General features: G+C 74.1%; 11 protein-coding genes. 7 read left to right on the top strand and 4 right to left on the bottom strand.

All coding sequences use genetic code 11. The features are described 5' to 3' along the window. Nucleotides 1-354 precede the first annotated feature (354 nt). From ACH4E8_RS27770 to ACH4E8_RS27755, 4 genes are all read left to right on the top strand, one after another. Complete coding sequence (locus ACH4E8_RS27770) at nt 355-918, top strand: TIGR03086 family metal-binding protein (protein ID WP_398453095.1); 564 nt, start codon at nt 355-357, stop codon at nt 916-918. Between the two features lie 55 nt (nt 919-973). Next, nucleotides 974-1,534: a hypothetical protein gene (locus tag ACH4E8_RS27765; RefSeq protein WP_398453094.1), complete on the top strand. Its 561-nt coding sequence runs from the start codon at nt 974-976 to the stop codon at nt 1,532-1,534. 116 nt (nt 1,535-1,650) lie between these two features. After that, on the top strand, nt 1,651-2,850 hold the full coding sequence (locus ACH4E8_RS27760) for a cytochrome P450 (RefSeq protein ID WP_398453091.1): 1,200 nt from the start codon (nt 1,651-1,653) through the stop codon (nt 2,848-2,850). Between the two features lie 62 nt (nt 2,851-2,912). Further along, entirely contained in the window at nt 2,913-4,304 is a 1,392-nt protein-coding gene (locus ACH4E8_RS27755) for a glutamine synthetase family protein (protein WP_398453088.1), read from the top strand. A 17-nt stretch (nt 4,305-4,321) separates the two neighbouring features. On the opposite strand, the gene ACH4E8_RS27750 is transcribed toward ACH4E8_RS27755, so the two are convergent. Then, nucleotides 4,322-5,383 (bottom strand): polysaccharide deacetylase family protein, encoded by a 1,062-nt coding sequence (locus ACH4E8_RS27750; RefSeq protein ID WP_398453086.1) that lies wholly within the window; start codon nt 5,381-5,383, stop codon nt 4,322-4,324. A gap of 426 nt (nt 5,384-5,809) precedes the next feature. On the opposite strand from ACH4E8_RS27750, the gene ACH4E8_RS27745 reads away from it, so the two are divergent. The 3 genes from ACH4E8_RS27745 (at nt 5,810) to ACH4E8_RS27735 (ending at nt 18,125) form a co-directional block, all read left to right on the top strand. Continuing rightward, a complete protein-coding gene (locus ACH4E8_RS27745) occupies nt 5,810-9,007 on the top strand; it encodes an AMP-binding protein (RefSeq protein WP_398453084.1) in 3,198 nt (1,065 codons plus the stop codon). Nucleotides 9,008-9,309: 302 nt separating this feature from the next. Further along, complete coding sequence (locus ACH4E8_RS27740) at nt 9,310-12,411, top strand: amino acid adenylation domain-containing protein (RefSeq protein WP_398453081.1); 3,102 nt, start codon at nt 9,310-9,312, stop codon at nt 12,409-12,411. Then, the gene (locus tag ACH4E8_RS27735) at nt 12,408-18,125 is read left to right on the top strand and encodes an amino acid adenylation domain-containing protein (protein ID WP_398453079.1); all 5,718 of its coding nucleotides are present in this window, start codon (nt 12,408-12,410) and stop codon (nt 18,123-18,125) included. The genes ACH4E8_RS27740 and ACH4E8_RS27735 overlap by 4 nt, the downstream gene beginning before the upstream one ends. Here the strand turns inward: ACH4E8_RS27735 and ACH4E8_RS27730 are convergent. The 3 genes from ACH4E8_RS27730 to ACH4E8_RS27720 form a co-directional block, all read right to left on the bottom strand. Beyond that, a complete protein-coding gene (locus ACH4E8_RS27730) occupies nt 18,073-18,645 on the bottom strand; it encodes a hypothetical protein (RefSeq protein WP_398453077.1) in 573 nt (190 codons plus the stop codon). The genes ACH4E8_RS27735 and ACH4E8_RS27730 overlap by 53 nt on opposite strands. A gap of 145 nt (nt 18,646-18,790) precedes the next feature. Further along, the gene (locus ACH4E8_RS27725) at nt 18,791-19,540 is read right to left on the bottom strand and encodes an SDR family oxidoreductase (RefSeq protein ID WP_398453075.1); all 750 of its coding nucleotides are present in this window, start codon (nt 19,538-19,540) and stop codon (nt 18,791-18,793) included. Continuing rightward, complete coding sequence (locus tag ACH4E8_RS27720; RefSeq protein WP_398453073.1) at nt 19,537-20,493, bottom strand: helix-turn-helix transcriptional regulator; 957 nt, start codon at nt 20,491-20,493, stop codon at nt 19,537-19,539. The genes ACH4E8_RS27725 and ACH4E8_RS27720 overlap by 4 nt, the downstream gene beginning before the upstream one ends. Between the last annotated feature and the right edge of the window lie 119 nt (nt 20,494-20,612).

Below are 20,612 nucleotides of genomic sequence, written 5' to 3'. Positions count from 1 at the left end.
GAAGCAGGACATGGGTCTCTGCCACACAGATCCGGTAACGCTGTACTCAGGTTCGGTGCGGCGTACGCGCGTCGGCGCGTAGGTCGGCAGGATCGGGCGCAGCACGAAGAACGGCGCGAGCCCGTCAGCGGGAGTGGCCACCACGCCATACTGCCCCCGTGGCCGCCGGGGCGGGGGAGATCCCCAGAATCGTCCTCTGCTCGGCGGTACCGGTGGTACCAGACGAAGAGAGGGGCGGGCGAGCACCGGGCGGAATCGGATCGCCGGACCGCTGATGGCCTGTCACCGGACGGCACGCACGGGCCCGCATCGGTCGGTTGCCGGCACGGTGACATGGATTGAAGTGAAAGAGAAATGAGGAGTGCAGTGGCGTCTTCAGTGCCGGAGCTCTACGGACGGATCGCGGAGCGCTTTGGGGAGTTGATCCTCAATTGCCCGCAGGACAGGTGGGAGGATCCGTCTCCATGTCCGGGGTGGACGGCTCGGGACGTTGCCGCCCACGTGGTCTCGAACCACCGGCGGGCCGTCGCCGGGCTGGACGGATCGGGCTACTCCGCGCCCGGCCGGGATGAGGACCTGTCTCGGGCGTGGAGTGCGGCGTCCGAGGAGATCAAGGCCGCCTTGCGTGACCCGGTGAAGGCGCAGGCACTCCTGGGAGAAGAGTTCGGTTGCCTTCCGTTCGAGGAGTTCGTGAGACGGATGGCGTGTGCCGATACCTTGATTCACGGATGGGACCTGGCGCGGGCAACAGGCCAGGACGAGGTGCTGGATCCCGAGGCGGTGGCGGTGGCGACGGAGATTCTGCTGCCAGAGGACGGGGACATTCGAATGCCGGGGGCGTTCGGCGTCAAGGTGTCTCCGGTCGCCGATGCGGATGCCCAGACCAGGTTGCTGAACTTCCTGGGTCGGCAGGTGTAGCGGGTTGACGACCGCCGGCGTTGGGCCTGCCGGCCGCGCTGCTAGCGTGATCGGCGTGACAGAGCTGGAAGAACTCGTCCTGACCCCCGGTGAGCTGGCCCGAGGGGTCCGCGTCGAGAACGTGTTGTTCGGGATGGACTGGACCGGGGAGGACGACCCGGGGCAGCTCGCGGCGTTCGTGGCCGGACGGGTGCGGGCCTTCGGGCTGGAGCCGGTGGGGGTCGACACCGATGACCTCTACCGCGCGGCGGAGGGCGAGCCGACGCCGGGCCGCGGTGACTTCCCGGTCCGCCTCCTGGACCATCTGTCCGGTGTTGTGGCGCGTCTCGGCTGCACGCTCATGGTGTGGGACACCGGCACCGACACCTACGAGGTGCTGGTCGCGCTGACGGGTGGGGACGAGCCCGCCGGGCTGATGCACGAGGACGCACCGGTACGGGCCTGGGGAGCCGAGCCCGAGGAGACGTTGGTCAGCTTGGACTGCCCGAGCTGCTCGCAGCTGCTGGTCTGGCAGGTGCCGACGATCGAGACGCTCGCCGACGAGAGCTGCGACTGCGGAGCCGTGCTGTTCGACGCCGCCGGTCGACCGCTGCCCGAGGTCACGCTCCACGGCTGAACCGCCCGACGCCCGCCGCCGTTTCTCGGCGGGAACTCGTCTTCGGCGCTTGACACCGCCACCCCGGTTCTCGAATGTGTGGCTCCCACCGTCAGCCCCGAGAGCCGGAGGGCCCCATGACGGGCACACCCCCGCCGGAAGCCGTTCCCTTCTTCGACGTCACCGATCCGGGCTTCTCGATCACCTCGGACGCGGTGCACGAGGCGCGTGAGAGGTCCTGGTACGCGCGGACCAACTACGGGCTGGCGGTGCTGCGGCACGCGGAGGTGGCGGCGCTGCTCCAGCACCCCCTGCTCCGCCAGGGCAGCGTGGCCTGGCCCGCTCACAACGGGGTGACCGAGGGGGCGCTCGCCGACTGGTGGCAGAGTTGGGTGCTCCACCAGGAGGGCGAGGAGCACCGCAGGTTGCGGCGGTTGATGAACCCGGCGTTCACCGCGCGGGCGGCCGCCGCCATGGCGCCCGGGTTCCGGTCCCTGGCCGTCGAGTTGGTCGACGCCTTCGCCGGGAGCGGGCGGTGCGAGTTCGTCTCGGAGTTCGCCGAGCCCTACGCGGCCCGGGTCATCACCGTTCTGCTCGGGCTCCCGGAGTCGGAGTGGCCCTTCATCGCCCGTGAGTCCGCGGTCCTGGGCCTCGCGCTGGGCGTCACCGTGCGCCGTGACCTCGACCGGATCGAGCGGGCGCTCGCCGTGCTGCACGCCTACGCGGACGAGGTGATCGCCGACCGGAGCCGCCAGGAACGGGACGACTTCGTCTCCCGGTTGGTCCGGGCCAGCCGGGACAGCGACCGGCTCAGCGGGGACGAACTGCGCGACGGGCTGGTGCTGCTGATCTTCGGGGGCTTCGACACCACCCGCAACCAACTCGGGCTGGCCCTCCAGTCCTTCACCCGCCACCCCGACCAGTGGGCCCTGCTCGCCGAGCGACCGGAGCTGGGCGGGCGGGCGGTCGAGGAGGTGATGCGCGTCAACCCCACCGTTCGCTGGGTCACCCGACAGGCGCTGGCGGACTTCACGTTCCAGCACCTGGACATCCCGGCGGGGACCACCATCCAACTGTGGAGCGAATCCGCCGGGACCGACCCCCGCGTCCACGGCCCGTACTCCTTCGACCTCACCGCCGAGCGCCAGCCGCACCACGGCTTCGGCGGCGGGGTCCACCACTGCCTCGGCCACTTCGTCGCCCGCAGCGACATGGCCGAGGCGCTGCCGGTGCTCGCCCGGCGGCTGCGTGACCCCCGGATCGCCGAAGGCGCCGTCTGGCTGCCCGACTCCGGCAACACGGGCCCCGTACGACTCCCCCTCACCTTCAGCTCCTGACCGGCCCGCCGCCCGCGGCCCGCCACCGTCCGCCCCTGCCGTACGAACCCGTGAGGTGCCCCATGGCCGACCGTCCCGCAAGCGCCACCGCGCTCGATCGCCACCGCGAGCTGAACACCGACCAGGACGCGGTGGACGCCGTGCGCAAACGGATCGCCGACGCCGGAGTGGAGTACGTCTACTACCAGTCGGTGACCCTCGGCGGCCGGGCCGTCGGCAAGGTGGTGCCGGCCGTGCACCTGCTGCGGAACCTGGAGCGGGGCGTCCAGTTGCACCGCTCCGTCGTCGCCGACATCCAGACCGACCGGAACGGCAACCTCCTGGGCGGGGGCGCCCGGGCGGCCGAGTTCACCGCCCTGCCCGACCTCGACACCTTCGCCGTACTGCCCTGGGACACCAGCGTCGGCCGGTTCTACTGCCGGCTGTACGAGCCCGCGCACCGACCCGAGTGCGGCGGGCAGCCGTACGCAGCCGACGTGCGCGGCAACCTCATCCGACGGCACCGGGAGTTCACCGCGCGCACCGGCCTCGTGCTCCGCTCCGGCTGCGAGCCCGAGACGACCTGGACCGGGCCCGGCCTGGAGGCGGCCCACCGCCCCGACGCCAGCCCCGCCTACCGGGTGGAGATGCTGGAGCGCAACCGGCCGATCTTCCAGCGGGTGATGACCTACGGCAGGGCCCTCGGGCTCGACATGATCGAGGGCGACTACGAGGACCCCGGCCAGCTCGAACTGAACTGGATGTACGACCGGGCCGAGCTGACCGCCGACCGGCTCATCACCTTCCGGCAGATCTGCCGTCAGGTCGCCCGTGAACTCGGCGTCAAGGCCAGCTTCATGCCCAAGCCCGCCACCGGGGTGATGGGCAACGGCTGTCACCACAACATCAGCCTCTGGCGCGGCGAACGGAACGTGCTGGTCGAGCCGGGCCGCAGCGAACTGCACCTCTCCGAGGAAGGCCGGCACGCCCTTGGCGGCATCCTCGCCCACGCCGCCGGCGCCATGGCAGTCATGGGGTCCACCGTCAACTCCTACAAGCGATTTTGGGACACCGGACTCTTCGCACCCGAGAAGATCGACTGGGGGATGGACGACAAGACCTGCACCGTACGTCTGTCCGCCAACGGGCGGCTGGAGCTGAAGCTCCCGGACGCCATGGTCAACCCCTATCTGTCGCACGCCGTGCTGCTCGCCGTCATCTGCGACGGCCTGGAGAACCGGATCGACCCGGGCCCGCCGCAGGGCGCCGGCGACGGGTCCTGGGACCGGTTCCCCGCACTGCCCGGGACCTTGGGCGAGGCGCTGACGGCCTTCGGTGCGGACGCCGTGGTCAGGGGCGGGCTGACCGAGGAGGTCGCCGCCCTCCACCACGCCTGCAAAGCGGACGAGTGGGCCCGGTTCTGCGCCGCCGTCACGGACTGGGAGCACCGGACGTACGCGGAGGACACGCCCTGACCGCACCGGCGCCGGCCTCACTCCCCGGTGCGTGCACCCTTCGCCGTTGCGACGCCGAGCAGTTCGTCCGCCGCCACGAAGCGCAGGTTCCGTTCCAGCAGGCCCTCGATCACGGTCGGTAGGGCCGCCACGCTCTGGCGGCGGTCGCCGCCGCCGTCGTGCATCAGGATCAGGGAGCCGGGACCGGCGTGGTCCAGGACCGTACGGGCGATCTTCTCCGGGCCGGGGCGGGCCCAGTCCCAGGAGTCGACGTCCCAGAGGGCGAGGGCGGGGCCGTCGGGGTGGAGTTCGGCCAGGGCTTCCGGGGTGCGTGCGCCGTACGGCGGGCGGAAGACGGTCGGGACCCGGCCCACCGCGCGGTCGAAAGCCTCGTCGGTGCGCTCAAGTTGGAGCCGGAACTGGCAGGGGCTCAGGTCCGGCAGGAACGGGTGCGACCAGGTGTGGTTGCCGAGGGAGTGCCCCGCGTCCACGATCCGGCGCACCTCGTCGGGGAGCGCGTGCACATGGAGGCCCACGCAGAAGAAGGTGGCGTGCACGCCGTAGCGGGCCAGGATGGAGAGCACCTGGCCGGTGAAGGCCGGGTCGGGGCCGTCGTCGAAGGTCAGGGCGATCTCGTCGCGGTCGCGCGGCCCGTGGCGGAACCAACGGCCGGCGCGGACGAGTTCCTCCTCCTGCGCGGCGCTGCGTCGGATGCCGCCGTGGTAGTCGTCGTCCCGACCGGTCTGGCCGCCGCCCTCCGCGGTGAGCGGGGAGAGGGAGGCGAGGTCGGTTCTGGCTCTTTCGGCGAGACATCTGGCCGGTACGGAGCCGAAGTCGGGTCGCTCGGGGAGCACCCAGGGGTCGGCCCGGTAGACGGGCAGGCCGGCCGCCGTGAAGAGGCCGTCCACCAGGCCGTTGGTGCTCTCCACGACGACGGCGCGGGGCGGCTCCGAGGACGGGCCGGGCGCCCCGAGCCACGCCGTCAGCTCTGGTACGCGCTCCGCGCCCCAGTGGGTCGGGGCGGTCGCCCGGTTCCCGTCGGCGTCGATGACCTCGACCTCGTAACCATCGGCTGACCAGGCAATTCCCGCGTACAGCATGCGTTGTTCCTCCTCGGAACCGGGACGGGACGAAACGTACGGGCGCAAGGGCATACGGGCGCAAGGGCGCAGCGGGCACCCGGCATGCGGGTGGAGCCGGTGGATGCGGAACGCCGTTACAGACAAGCAGAGTTGAGGGCCCTGTCGTCCGGTGGGACGGAGGGGGCCTTCGCGGTGCGGTTGGGCGACGGCCGGAGCAGATCCAGGATTCCTGGCTCCGGTTTCTCCGGAGTTGGCTGGTGCGCCCCCTCTGACGAGGGGTTTCATAGCAGTTCTCAGGTGCTGGCGAGGTTCGGCCAACGCAGCCGATCCCCACCGATGTCCACGAACTCTCCATCATTGCGACACAAGTGCGACACAGGCACGCTATTGTTCGCATGCCCTGCCGAAGGTCCAGACCATATCCAAGGGCAACAACTGCGCGCCATGCCCGTGAACGTCTCCTGTGCCATCGCATCCCCGAACCAACTCGCCCCGGGGATCACGCTCTTGGAGGACATCATCAACGCCCAGCCCGCTCCGCTGACCGTTCCCGACCTGCTCGACGCCCGGGCCGCGAAACAGCCCGACCGGGTCGCGATCGAGGTGTGCGGCGGTGGCTCGCTCACGTACGGGAAGTGGCGCGCGCGAGCCGTCGGCGGCGCCCTGGGGCTGGTGGACGCCGGGATCCGCCCCGGTGACGTCGTGGCCCTGCGCTTCACCGACCGCGAGTGGGACGCCCACGCGGTCGCCAACCTCGCCGTCCACTACGCAGGCGCGGCGGCGCTCCCGCTCCGCGCCGACCTGGCCGCACCCGAAGCCGTACGCCTCGCCGGCGTCTGCGGCGCCACGACCGTCCTGCGCGGGACCGAACTGCCCTGCCTGGACGGCTTGGGGCGGGGTGACCTGTCGTTGCTCGACGTCGAATCGGCTGGAGCCGCCGCCGGCCGCGGCGCCGGGCTCGACCGCAGCCGCACGGGACCCGCCCCCGGCGACCTCGCCCAGATCGTCGGGACGTCCGGCACCACCGGCGACCCCAAGGGCGTACGCGCCCGGCACGCCAACCTCACGGCCGGCCAGCGCCTCAACCCCCGCCCCCGGCCCTACGCCCACTCGCACCGCGCCCTGCACTCCTTCCCGATCGGGACCAACGCCGCCCAGGTGATGCTGATCAGCGCCCTCACCGGCGCGCCCACGACCGTGGTCCTCCCGCGCTTCGACGCCGACGAATTCGGGCGCGCCATCGAGGAGTTGGACATCGGCACCGTCTTCCTCGTCCCCTCGATGGCTATCGAACTGCTCAACTCCGGCGTGCCCGACCGGTACGACCTCTCCGGCGTCCACCTGCTCAGCTCCTCCGCCGCCGCCCTCCCCGCGCCCGTCGCCCGCGCCCTGGCGGAAGCCCTGCCGAAGGCCACCGTCGTCAACGTCTACACCTCGTCCGAGGCCGCACCCGCGCAGCTCTCCGCCGTCGTCGGCGAAGCGCCGGCCGGCGCGGTGGGCCGCCCCACCGACCCCCGGGACCTGCGGATACTGACCCCGGGCGGCGCCCCCGTGCCGTCCGGCGAGACGGGCGAGATCTGGCTGCGCCAGCCCGGGCCCCCGCGCTCCTACGCCGGCGACCCGGCTGCCGGCGCCACGGTCTTCCGCGACGGCTGGGTGCGGATGGGCGACCTCGGACGGCTGGACGAGGACGGATACCTGCACCTCGTCGACCGGGAGAGCGACGTCATCAAGTCCGGCGCGCTGAAGGTCTCCACGCTCCGGATCGAGGACGCGCTGCACGAGCACCCCGACGTCGCGGACGCGGCGGCGCTCGGCATACCACACCCCGTCATGGGGTCCGTGCCGGTCGCCGTCGTGATCCCCACCGCCAATGGTCTGGACCTCGATGCGCTGCGGCTCTTCCTCGCCACCCGCCTCGCCCGCGCCGAACTGCCCGTACGCGTCCTGCTCGCCGACGACCTGCCCCGCAACGCCTCCGGCAAGGTGGTCAAGCACCGGCTGCGCCCGCTGTTCGCGACGGCCGGCGAAGAGCGGGCGGGCCCGGCTGCCGCCCGGCCGCCCGGCACCCCCACCGAGCTGCGCCTCGCCGCGATCTGGCAGGAAGTGCTGGGCCGTCCGGTCCGGGACGCGGCCGACGAGTTCTTCGCGCTCGGCGGCGACTCCTTCCGCGCCGTGCACCTCGCCACCGCCGTCACCGAAGAGTTCGGCGTCGACGTCGGCGCAGCGCTCGTCTTCGGCCGTCCCTCGCTGCGCGCCCAGGCCGCCTGGCTGGACGAAGCAGCGGACCGGCAACGGACCCCGGACGCCGAAACCCCCGCGGGCCGCCCGCCCGCCCCGGAACTCCCGCCCTATCTGCGCGCCCTACGGTCCCAGCGCCACGAGGTCCCGCTCACCAGCCAGCAGGAGAACTTCCTCGACTGGATGGCCGAGGAGGACGGACGCGACGTCGGTGCCGTCACCGCCCTGTTCCGCGTCACCAGCCCCCTGGACCGCCGCGCGCTCGGCCGCGCCCTGTCCGCGCTCGTCCAACGCCACCCCGCCCTGCGGACCCGGTTCGTCCCCGTGCCCGGCGACGTGCGCGGCCTGGTCCGCACCGTGCTCGACGGGGAAGCCCGCGCCCGCATCACCCTGCGGGACGCTCCCGGCGCCACCGACGAAGAGGTCAACGCCCAGCTCATCGCCGAGCGGGACCGCCTCACCGACCTCGCGACCGACCCGACGGCCCGACTGCTCGTGGTCTCCCGCGGCCCCGAGGACCACGTCGTCCTGCTCGCCGTGCACCACATGGTCGCCGACGGCTGGTCGATCGGCGTCCTGCTGCGCGAACTCGGCCTCTCCTACGACGCCCTGCGCCGCGGCCGCACCCCCCGGCTGCCCGAACCCGACCTGGACTATCCGGAGTTGGTGCGCCGCGCCAACGAGCAGTGGGAGGGCGGACGGCGGCACTTCGCCACCGCGCTCGCGGGCGCGCCGTCCGCGCTCGATCCCTTCCCCGGTCGGCGCGCCGTCGACCGCGTGCACACCGTCGCCCGCCCCTTCACCGTGGCAGCCGGCCCCGCCGAACGGCTGCGGGAGAGGGCGGGCGCCCTCGGCGTCACCCCCTTCATGGCCGTCGCCGCCCTGTGGAGCGCACTGCTCACGACCCGCGCCGAGCGCCCCGACCTGGTGCTCATGACCCCCGTCCCCGGTCGGACCAGTACGGCGGCGCAGCAGGCGGTCGGCTGTCTGGTGCAGTCCCTGCTGGTACGGGTGGACTGCTCGGGCGGCCCCGGCTTCGCCGAACTCGCCGAACGGGTCCGACGGGCCGCCACCGGTGCGCTGGACCACCAGATGTATCCGTACGCGGAGTTCAAACCGCACGTGGTGGCGTTCCCCGCCTGGTTGCGGTACGAGAGCTGGGCCGCCGACCCGCACGTGCCGGGCCTGCGCTGCGAGCCGTGGGAGCTGCCGCGCGGCACCACCGTGCCCTGGCCGCTGCCCGGCGGGGACCTCGGGGTGCCCGAGCTGACCGTGGTCGAGCAACCGGACGGTTCGTTGAACTGCTGGATCCAGTACAACGCGCTCGCCTTCGAGGAACCGGTGATCACCGCGCTCGCCGATGACTTCCGTACGGACCTGACCACGGCCGTCGGCCCCTGACCCCGGCCGTGACCGCCGTTCCTCCCCGACCTTCGCCCCTCTTCGACTGACGCCCCGCGCCCGGCACCGCGCGGGCGCACCGCGCCCTGCCCCGGCCGTCGTCACCCGTTGACGACCGCCCGTCTCTTCTTCCTTCGCCCGCCGTCAGCGCCGACGGCGGGCCCTGTCCCCGCGCCTGCGCACCGCCCCTTGCCCACCCCTGCGCTTCGACCCGCGCCGGGCAGGAGCGCGGGCCCGCCGCGCCTGCACCCTGCTCCACCCCGTTCCACGCGTTCCGATGCCGAACAGACCGAGGAAGACCTGTGACCAGTACCCCCGCCAGCGCCGCCCAACAGGGCATCTGGATCAACGAGCGGATCGCACCGCTCGGCTCCGTCCACCACATGCCCTTCGCCGTCCGCTTCGAAGGCCCCCTGGACCCCGTCGCGCTCGCCGCGGCCTGCGCCGACGTGGCCGGCCGCCACCCCGCACTGACCCAAACCGCCCGCGAGGAGGACGGCGTCCCCCTGTTCGCCCCCGGAGCGGCGCCCGCGCTGACCGTGCGCGACACCACGCCCGAGCGGCTGCCCGGCGAGTTGGCGGCCGCGAGCGCGGAGCCGTTCGACCTCGCCGCGGGACCGCCCGTACGGTTCACCCTGCTGCGTACCGACGCGACCCACGCCACCCTGCTGGTCGTCGCGCACCACATCGCCTTCGACGGCACCTCCACCGACGTCTTCCTGACCGACCTCGCGGCCTGCTACGCCCACCGCACCGGCAGTGGGCCTGCCCCGGCCGAAGCTGAAGCTGAACCTGTAGCCGATGCCGATGCCGAACCTGTGGCCGAAGCCGAACTCGACGCCCGTGCCGTCGCCAAGGCGTCCGCCCACTGGGCCGACCGCCCGCTGCCCGGCCCCACGGTGCACCTGCCCGGCCTCGACGCGGGACCCGACGGCGCGGACGGGGCCGGCCCCGGCGCTGCCGTCGACTTCGACCTCGACCCCGCCCTGCGCGCCGACCTCGTCGACACCGCCGACAAACTCGGCGTCACCTTCTTCGAACTGCTCCTCGCCGCCGTGCACACCCTCCTGTTGCGGTACGGGAACGAGCGCCCCGCCGTCACCGTCGGACTCGGCACCCGCACCCCCGGCAGCGCCGACCGGATCGGCATGCACGCCAACGAACTGCCCGTGGTCACCACCCCCGAACCGGGCACCGCCTTCGGCGAGTTCGCCCGCGCCGTCCGCGCCGAGCTGCGCAGTTGCTACCCGCACCGCCGCGTCCCGCTGGCCCGCGCCGTCCCGGGCGTACGCCCCGGGCTGTCCCTCGCGCCCGTCATCCTGACCTACCGCCGCCGCATCGCCCCCGTCACCTTCCCGGGCCTGCGGACCACCATCGACTGGACGCTCTTCCCCGGCACCGCGCGCGGCGCACTCCGGCTCCACCTCCTCGACGGCCCGGACCGGCTCCGCGTCCTGCTCATGCACCGCACCGACCTGCCGTCCCCCGTCCGGGCCGACCGCGTCGGATCCCATCTGCGCCGCCTGCTCGCCGCGATCGCCGCCGCCCCCGGCACCGCGCTCGCCGACCTGACGTTCCTGGGCGAGGCGGAACGCGCCCCGCTGCGCGGACCCGAACCCGCCCACGACGCCCCCGGCGCCACCCTGCCCGCGCTGCTCGCCAACTCCTTCGCCACGCACGGCGCACGGCCGGCCGTCACGGTCGGCGAACGGACCCTGAGCTACGCGACCCTGGCCACCGCCGCCACCGCCCTCGCACGCCGACTCATCGCAGCCGGCGTCACCCCCGGCACCGTCGTCGCCGTCTGCGCGGAGCGCTCCGCCGAGATGGTGACCGCGGTGCTCGCCGTCAGCCTCGCCGGAGGCGCCCATCTGCCCGTCGACCCGTCCTACCCGGCGCACCGCATCGACCTGGTGCTCGCCGACGCCGGCGCACCGTACGCACTCGCCCAGCGCAGCACCGCGCACCTGGTCGAAGGGCACGGCACCACCCTGCTGCTCGACGACGCCTTGACGGCGCAGGGGACCGACGGGGCACCGCTGCCGCTCCCCACCCCCGACGACCTCGCCTACCTCATCTACACCTCCGGCTCCACCGGTCGCCCCAAGGGCGTCGAGGTGCCGCACGGCTCCCTCGCCCACCTCCTGCTCGCCTTCCGCGACACCCTGGACGCCGGCCCCGACGACGTCTGGCTCGCGCTCACCTCGCTCGCCTTCGACATCTCGGCCCTCGAACTGCTGCTGCCGCTGATCACGGGAGGCCGGGTGGTGATCGCGCGCGAGTCGGAGACGCGCGACGGCCGCGCCCTCGCCGCCCTCGTCGAACGGCGCGGCGTCACCCACGCGCAGGCCACCCCGTCGGGCTGGCGGCTCCTGCTGGACGGCGGGCTCACCGCCCCCGCCCTCACCGCGCTCAGCGGCGGCGAGGCCCTGCCCCTCGCACTCGCCCGCCGGCTGCGCGAACGCGTCGGGCGGCTCTGGAACGTCTACGGGCCCACCGAGACCACCATCTGGTCCACCGCCGCCGAAGTGCCGCCCGCGCCCGACGAGGTGACCGTCGGCCGACCCATCGCCGGCACCACCGCACTCGTGGTCGACCCGGCCGGACACCCCGTGCCGCACGGCGTCGTCGGCGAACTGGCCCTGGGCGGCGCGGGGCTGGCCCGCGGCTACCGCGGAGCGCCCGAGCACACCGCCGAACGCTTCGTCACCGACCCGGTCACCGGCGCCCGCCACTACCGCACCGGCGACCTCGCGCGGATCAGGCCCGACGGCGCGCTCGACTGCCTCGGCCGCCGCGACGACCAGGTCAAGCTGCGCGGCCACCGGATCGAACTCGGCGAGATCGAGGCCCGACTCCAGGAACACCCCGCCGTGGCGGCCGCCGCCGTCGCCGTCCGGGGCGACGACAACGACCCGGCCGGCCGACTGCTCGTCGCGTACCCGGTCTGGCACCCGGAAGCCACCGCACCGACCGGCGCCGAGCTGCGGTCCTTCCTCGCCCGGACGCTGCCGGACGCGATGGTCCCCGGCGTCGTCCACCCGCTCGCGGCCCTCCCGCTCACCCCCAACGGCAAGACGGACCGCCCGGCGCTGCCCGAACCGGACCGGGGCGCACCGGACCCCGCACCGACCGGCGACGCCCCGGACGTGGACGACGCATGGGAAGAACTCGCCGCCGAGATCGCCGCCATCTGGTGCGAGGTGCTGGGCCTGCCCGCCGTCGGCCGCGACGACGACGTCGTCGACCTCGGCGCGCACTCCCTCACCATCACCCGGGCCGCGGCCCGCATCCGGGACCGCCTGGGGGTCGACGTACCGCTGCACGCCTTCTACGAGGAGCCCACCACCGTGGCCACGGTCACCGACGCGGTCGTGCGCGAACTGCTCGGGGAGGAGGCGTGACGGAACCCCTGCACGCCCCGGAACGCACGCCCCAGGACGGTTCCCGGACCGCGCCGCCCGTGCCCCGGCGGGCGCTCAGCGGAGATCAGCGCGCCCTGCTCGCCCGGCGACTGCGGGACCGCGCCGCCGCCCGGCCCACCGGCATCCCGGCCCGCCCCGACGACGCGCCCCAGCCGCTGTCCCTCGCACAGGAACGCCTCTGGTTCGTCGAGCAACTCACCCCCGGCACCGCCGCCTACGTCCTGCCCACCGCGGGGCGGCTACGCGGCCCGCTGAGGGCCGAACCCCTCGCCGAGGCGCTGCGCCTGATCGCCGTACGCCACGACACCCTCCGCAGCTCCTTCCCCGTCGACGGCGACGGCGCGCCCCGGGTGCGCATCGCGCCCGCCGACGGCTTCGCCGTGCCGTGGCGCACCCGCGACCTGGCCGGGCTGCCGGCCGACGAGCGGGAGACCGTCGCCCGCGCCGCCGTCGAAGCCGAGGTCGCGCGCCCCTTCGACCTCGCGAACGGCCCCCTGCTGCGGGCCCTGCTGCTGCGCCTCGCCGACGACGACCACGTCCTGGTGATCTGCCAACACCACCTCGTCGGCGACGGCTGGTCCGCCGGAGTGCTCCTGGACGAACTCCTCACCGGATACGAGGAGGTGGCCCGCGGCAATGACTTCGCCCCGCCGCCGCTGCCCGTCCGCTACGGCGACTTCGCCCACTGGCAGCGCGAACGCCAGCACCTGCCGCAGGCCGCCACCGACTTGGCGTACTGGTGCGACGCCATGGCCGGCGTCCCGCCGCTGGACCTGCCCACCGACCGGCCGCGCCCCGCCGTGCCCGGCCCCGACGGCGCGACGTACACCTTCCGGCTGGACCCCGACACGCACCGGGCCGTCCGCGCGCTCGCCCGAGCCCGGGGCACCACCCTCTTCACGACCCTGCTCGCCGCCTTCCAGGTGGTGCTCGGACGCTGGTCGGGGCAGCGGGACTTCGCCGTCGGCACCCCGTTCGCGGGCCGTCCCACCGAAGCCACCGAGGGCCTGATCGGCCTGTTCAGCACGATGCTGCCGATCCGGGCCGACCTCGGTGCGCCCGGTCCGGGGCCGGACCAGGCGGCCGACGACGGCGCGGGACCCGACTTCGCGACCGTCCTCGACCGCGTCCGCACCGCGGCACTCGGCGCCCAACAACACCGCGAGACTCCGTTCGAGCGGCTGGTCGAGGCACTGGACCTGCCGCGGGACGTCGGCCGGCCGCCGCTCTTCCAGGTCTCCTTCGCGCTCCAGAACCACCGAGCCCAGACCGTCCGCCCCCGCGGCCTTCAGTGGCGGACCTTCCCCTTCGAAGGCAGCGGGGTCCACCTCGACCTCGGGCTGTACTGCACCGAGCCCGACGAACCCGGGGCCGGCCTCGAAGCCTTCGTCACCTACCGCACCGACCTCTGGGACGCCGACACCGTCGCCCGCATCGCCGGGCACTGGCAGCGCGTCCTGGCCCGCGTCGCGGCCGACCCCCACACCCCCGTCGGCGCCCTCGACCTCCTCACCCCCGGCGAACGCGACCGGGTGCTGTACGAGTGGAACGACTCCGGCGCCGCCCGCCCGGTCGCCGCCACCCTCGCCGACGCCGTCGCCACACAGGCCGCCCGCACCCCCGACGCGGTCGCTCTGGTCCACGAGGGCCGCCCCCTCACGTACGGCGAACTCGACCGCCGGGCCAACCGGCTGGCCAGACTGCTGCGCACCACCGGCGCCGGACCCGACCGGCTCGTCGGCGTCTGCCTGGACCAGGGCATCGACCAGGCCGTCTGCCTGCTGGCCGTGCTGAAGTCCGGTGCCGCGTACGTACCGCTCGATCCGGAGCAGCCCCGCGAACGCCTCGCGCACATGCTGACGGACTCCGCGCCCGTCGCCCTCGTCACCACCTCCGTCCGACGCTCCCTGCTGACCGCGTCCAACGCCCCCGTCCTGCTGCTCGACGGACTCGCGGACCGACTCGCCGCCGTCCCCGACACCCCACTCGGCGACGGCGCAGGGCCGGACGACCTGGCGTACGTGATCTACACCTCGGGCTCCACCGGGACCCCCAAGGGCGTCGCCGTGCAGCACCGCCAGGTGCTCACCTACCTCGCCGGCGTGCACCAGCGCTTCGCCGAAGCGGGGCTGCCGGGCGGCGCCCGCTACGTCCTGCTCCAGTCGCTCGCCTTCGACTTCGGCCTCACCACCCTCTACCTCTCGCTCACCACCGGCGGCAGTCTGCACCTGCTGCCCCCGCGCACCCCCGGCCCGGAGCTCGCCGCCTACTTCGCCGCGCAGCGCGTGGACTGCGTGAAGCTCACCCCCTCCCACCTGGCCGCGCTGAGCGCCGAGGTGGACGACCCGGCGGAGTTGCTGCCGCGGCGGCTGCTGGTCCTCGGCGGCGAGGCGTCCGGCTGGGAGTGGGCGCGCCGGCTCGCCGCGGCGGGCGCCCGCACCGGCTGCCGGGTGATCAACCACTACGGGCCGACCGAGGCCACCGTGGGCGCCACCACCCACCTCGTGGACCCGGACCAGCCGGCCGCGGGACCCACCACCCCCATCGGACGCCCGCTGCCGGGCGCCCGGGTCTACCTGCTCGACGCCCGCCGGCAACCGGTGCCCGCCGGGGTGCCGGGGGAGCTGTGGATCGGCGGCGACCGGCTGGCGCGCGGCTACCTGGGCCTGCCGGAGCTGACGTCGACTCGGTTCCGCCCCGACCCCTTCGCCGCGGATCCCCGCGCCGGCGCCGAGCGGAGCGGGGGAGCCGGCACGCCCCGCATGTACCGCACCGGGGACCTCGCCCGCCACCGCTCCGACGGCACGATCGAATTCCTCGGCCGCGACGACCACCAGGTCAAGATCCGCGGCTACCGGGTCGAACTCGGCGAGGTGGAGGCCCACCTCGCCCGGCTGCCCTCGGTCGCCCAGGCCGTCGCCGCCGCCCGCGGCCCGGCCGGTGAACTCGTCCTCGTCGGCTATCTCGTCCCCACCGCGGACGAAACCCCGGCCCCGGTCGCCGAAATGCGCCGGCTGCTCGCCGAGAAGCTGCCGGACTACCTCGTGCCCTCCCGCTTCGTCGTCCTGCCCGACCTGCCCCGCCAGGCCCACGGCAAGGTCGACCGCCGGGCCCTGCCCGAACCCGGGACGCCCGGCCCCGCCGACGGCGCCGGCTGGACCGCCCCCACCACCCCCACCGAAGCGGCGATCGCCACCTGCTGGGCCGACCTCCTGCGACTGGACCGCGTCGGCGCCCACGACGACTTCTTCGACCTCGGCGGCCACTCCCTGCTGGCCATGCGGATGGTGGCCGCGCTGCGCAAACTGCTCGGCCCCCAGGCCCGGATCACCCTCATGGACGTCTTCCGGGAGCGGACCGTCGCCGCCCTCGCGGCCCACGCCGACCGATCGGACGCCGAGCGCGGCCCGAGCCGCCTGCTGCACGAACTGACGCCCCGCCAACCCGTCGACCGCGTCACGCTCACCCTGGTGTGCCTGCCGTACGGCGGCGGCAGCGCCGTCGTCTACCAACCGCTCGCCGACGCCCTGCCGCCCGGCGTCGCCCTGCACGCCGTCGCCGTCCCCGGGCACGACCTCGGCACGTCCGAGGAGCCGCTGCCGCTGGAGGAAGTGGCCCGCCGCTGCGCCGACGAAGTGCTGAACGGGGTGACCGGCCCGGTCGCGGTGTACGGGCACTGCGGGGTGGGCGCGGCGCTCGCCGTCGAGCTGGCCCACCGGCTGACCGCCGCCGGCCGGGAGCCCGCCGCCGTCTACCTGGGCGGGATCTTCCCCTTCGCCCGGCCCACCGAGGGCCTGCTCGGGCTGCTCGCCCGCTTCTCCGTGCTCGACCGACGGCGCAGCGGACGGCTCCACCTGAACTGGCTCCGCTCCATGGGGGCCGACCTGGAGGGCCTGGACCCGGAGCAGTTGGCGACGATCGTCACGAACGTACGGGAGGACTCCCGCGCGGCCGAGGCTTACTTCACGAACCAACTCGCCGCACCGGCAGCCGCGTTGACGGCGCCGGTGGTCTCGGTGATCGGCTCCGCCGACCCGGGGACGGAGTTCCACCGCGAGAGGTTCCGGGAGTGGGGCTTCGTCGGCGCCACCACCGCCGTGGCCGTGCTCGACGAGGGCGGCCACTACTTCCTCAAGCACCGTGCGGCGGAGCTGGCCGAGATCGTCACCACGGTCCACCCCGCCGTCGCGGCGTCGCGCGGCCAAGGCTCCGAGGACCCGGCCGGCAATGCCGCCGCCCTCACCCGGGCCCGTCGTCCCGAGCGTGCCACCTGGTGGCTGGACGGCGTCCACCACACGCCGACCGCCGACGAGCGCCCCGCGGCGCCGGCGACCCGCCGCGACACCCGCCGCTTCGTGGCCGTCGCCGCCTCCCAGATGGTCTCGCAGACCGGCTCGGCGCTGACCGAGTTCGCCCTACCGCTGTGGATCTACCTGGCGACGGACTCCGTCGCCTGGTTCGGCCTCTTCGCGGTCCTCGGCATCGTGCCCGGGCTGCTGGCCGCCCCGGTCCTCGGCGGGCTGGTCGACCGCGTCGACCGCCGCCGCGTGATGCTGGCCTGCACCTTGGTCTGCGGCACGTCCGAAGCAGTCCTCGCGCTGCTGCACGTGTTGGACGCCCTGCGGCCCTGGCACGTCGGGGTGCTGATGGCGATCCTCTCCGTCTCCCTCACCGGGCAGCGGCTCGCCTTCCAGTCGGCGATCCCGCAGCTCGTGCCGAAGCGCTACCTCGGCCACGCCAACGGCGTGGTGCAGATCTCCGGCGGCATCGCCCAGGTCGTCGCCCCGCTCGCGGCCGTCGGTCTGCTGGCCGCCATCGGACTGGGCGGCGTGCTGCTGATCGACGTGGTCAGCTACGTCGCGGCGGCGCTCGTCCTGCTGGCCGTCCGCTTCCCGCGCACGCTGGCCGCCCGCCGGCGCGAGACCCTGAAGCAGGAGATCACGGCGGGTTTCCAACTGGTCTGGCGCAGGCCGGGCTTCCGGGCGATGCTGGTGTTCTTCGCCGTGCTCAACCTCTTCCTGCCCGTCCTCTTCCAACTCGTCCCGCCGCTGGTGCTCGGCTTCTCCGGGCTGGGCACGGTCGCCACGGTCTCCCTCGCAGGCGGCATCGGCGCCCTGACGGGCGGTCTTGCGATGGGCGTCTGGGGCGGGCCGCGGCACCGCCGGATGCGGGGGATGCTGCTGGTGGTTCCGGTGCTGGCGTTCTTCTCCGTACTGACGGGGCTACGGCCCGAGCTGCTGGTGGTCTGCGCCGGGGTGTTCGGCACGTCGGCGTCGCTGTCGCTGCTCAACGGCATCTACTTGACGATCGTCCAGGTGAAGGTGCCTCAGCGGTTCCACGGCCGGGTGATGGCGCTCAACCAGCTCGTCGCCTGGTCCACCCTGCCGGTCGGCTTCCTGCTGATCGCCCCGTTCGGCACCCGCTACCTGGAGCCGCTGATGGCCTCCGACGGCGCCCTCGCCGACACCCTGGGCACCGTCATCGGCACCGGCGACGGGCGCGGCATCGGGCTGCTCTACGTACTGCTCGGGGCCGCGCTCCTGCTGCTCGGCGCGGTCTCGCTACGGGTGCGGGTGCTGGCCCGCTTCGACCAGGAGGTGCCGGACGCGCAGGCGGACGACCTGGTGGGCCTGGCCGCCCTCACGTCGGATCGCCCGGCCGGGGCCGCGGCCCGCCCCGCGCGGACGGGGTGAGACCGGGCCGTACCTCCGTCAGCAGCCGGTCGATCCGTCGGAACCGGCGCAGCAGATGGGGCGCCCGCGCACCGGTCGCCGCGAGGAGCGTCACGGGCAGGGGGCGGCCGGCCAGCACGGCCAGGGCGATGGACCACGGGGGCAGGCCGGCCAACGCGCAGAGCAGGACGGCCGCCCGGGGCGTCCACGGCAGAAGGGAGAGCACGGCCAGGGCCAGGGTGCCGTGCTGCTCCACGAACCCGCCGAAATCGCCCAGTTCGGCGGGTTCCGCCGACTGTCCGGCCGCCTCAAGCAGCCGGGTCCCGGCGCTCTGCACCACAGTCGCCACCAGGAATGCGCTCACCACGGAGGCGGTGACGAAGGTCAGCGCGACGGTCCGCCACCGCCGCGGGTGGAGCGCCGAGACCCCCATCAGCAGCATCTGGTTCGGCAGCACCGGCAGGACGTAGTCGCCGAGCGGGAAGACGGCGAGTGCCGGGAGGAACCACGGCCGGTCCGCGGCGCGGTCCAGCCGCTTCAAGATCCGTCCGGCGCGGGTTCCGTCGCCGGTTCCGGCGTGGTCTTCGGGGCGGCTTCCGGACCGGTTTCCTGGCTGGTTTCCGGGTTGGCTTCCGGGTTGGCTTCCGGGTTGGCTTCCGGGTTGGGGGAGCGCGTCGGTCGGGGCGTCAACCATGGCGCAGGGCCCGGTGGGCGAGCGAGGGTGCGACCCGCATCAGGCCGGGCAGGAGCCGGGCCCGGCCGACGTAGATCTCCGCACGGTCCCGGGCGATCCCCTCGACCACCGCCCGCGCCACCTCGGCCGGGCTGATCTTGCCCCGGCCGCGGCCCGCGGTCATGTCGGTGTCGACGAGCGGGAGCACCGCGTCCACCACCCGGACGTGGGGCGCCGCGTCCTCGCACTGGTAGCGCAGGGACCGGGTGAAGGTCCGCACCGCCGACTTCGCCGCGCAGTACACCGGCGCCGAAGCTTTCGGCGCGACCGCCAGACCGCTGCTGATGTTCACGATCGCCGCGGCGGGCTGGTTGGCGAGGTGCGGGAGCAGGCCGGTGGACAGCGTGATGACGGCGTCCAGGTTGACGGCCAACTCCCGGCGCAGCACCGGTCGGATCGCGCGCGGGTCCGCGGTCAGGAAGTCGCTGAGGTGCTGCACGCCGGCGTTGTTGACGACGACGGAGACCTCGGGGTGCCGGTCGGGGAGCGCGTCGGCGAAGGCGTCGACGGCCGTCGGGTCCGCGAGGTCCAGTTCCTCGGTCGACACCCGCTCGCCGTACTCGGCCGTGAGGTCGGCGAGCCCGCCGCGGTCCCGGCCCACGGCCACCACGCGGGCGTCGAGCCCGGTCAGCCGCCGGGTGAGGGCCCGGCCGACGCCGCGGGTCGCGCCCGTGACGAGGACCGTTCTGCCGGTGAGGTTCATGGAGACCTTCTCTTCGTCGGTTCGTGGGGGTGGCTCTCCCGTCCGCCGGGGGAGGGCCGCTGGAACACCGAGCGGTACACCGCGGGCGTCATGGCGGTGCGCGCCTTGAAGTGGCGGGTGAAGTGGGGCTGGTCCGCGTAGCCGCAGACGAAGCCGATGACGCTGACCGGGTGTTCGCCGGCCATCAGGAGCTCGGCGGCGGCCCGGGCGCGCACCGTGCCCAGCAGTCCGCTGAAGCCGCCCGCTGCGGCGAGCCGGCGCTGGAGGCTCCGCGCGGGCATCCCCAGTTCCGCCGCGAGGCAGCCGAGGGTCCAGCGCCGCGCGGGGTCGGCGGCGAACAGCCGTCTTGTGCGCACGGCCTCGTCCCGACCGGCTTCCTCCGCACGGGCGCCTGCCGGAGGCTCCGTGCGGGACCAGGTGAAGCACCACCGTGCGCTGTCCGCCGGGGGCGGGGGCGCGGGGTATCCGCCGGCCGCGAACACGGTGACCGGGGCTTCGCGGCCCGCGGTGACCGTGACGTCCCGCGCACCGCACAGCGGCAACAGCGCCGTCAGCACGCCGAGGACGAGGGTGTCCTCGGCGGGGTGGGGCGGCGCCGCGGCAGGTCCTACGTGGTCGGCGACGAGCCGCCCCGCACCGCGTTCCCGGACCACCACGCGGTGCCGGGAGTGCGTGAACTGCTCCAGCCGCTGCCACCGCTCGAACAAGTCGTACGGGTCGACGGCGCTCAGCAGCGCGGCGACCGCGGGATCGGACGAGGCCACCGGCAGCATGGCGCCGACGCGCAGCAGGGGCAGCAGCCCGTGGTCACGCGCGACGTCCCGCAGGAAGACCCGCTTCGCCGCGAGCGGCAGCAGCGCGCCGTCGCCGGCGGGCGCCACGGCATGGATTCCCTCGGCCGCCAGCGCCCGCTGGACGAGCTCCAGCAACCTGGCACTCGCGTACTCCTCCATGACCGCCCCTTCCTCCCGCTCCTGCGGAACGGTAGGGCCGGCCGGGGGCGGAGGTCTTGAACGATCACGCCACGAGGCCCGCGGTCGCCGGTTGACCGGGCGCTACGGACCCGGAGCCC

The sequence above is a fragment of the Streptomyces sp. NPDC017979 genome (assembly GCF_044328175.1).
GTDB lineage: Bacteria > Actinomycetota > Actinomycetes > Streptomycetales > Streptomycetaceae > Streptomyces.
The sequence above is the reverse complement of the archived record's forward strand: the minus strand, read 5'-3'. Positions and strand labels throughout refer to the sequence as shown.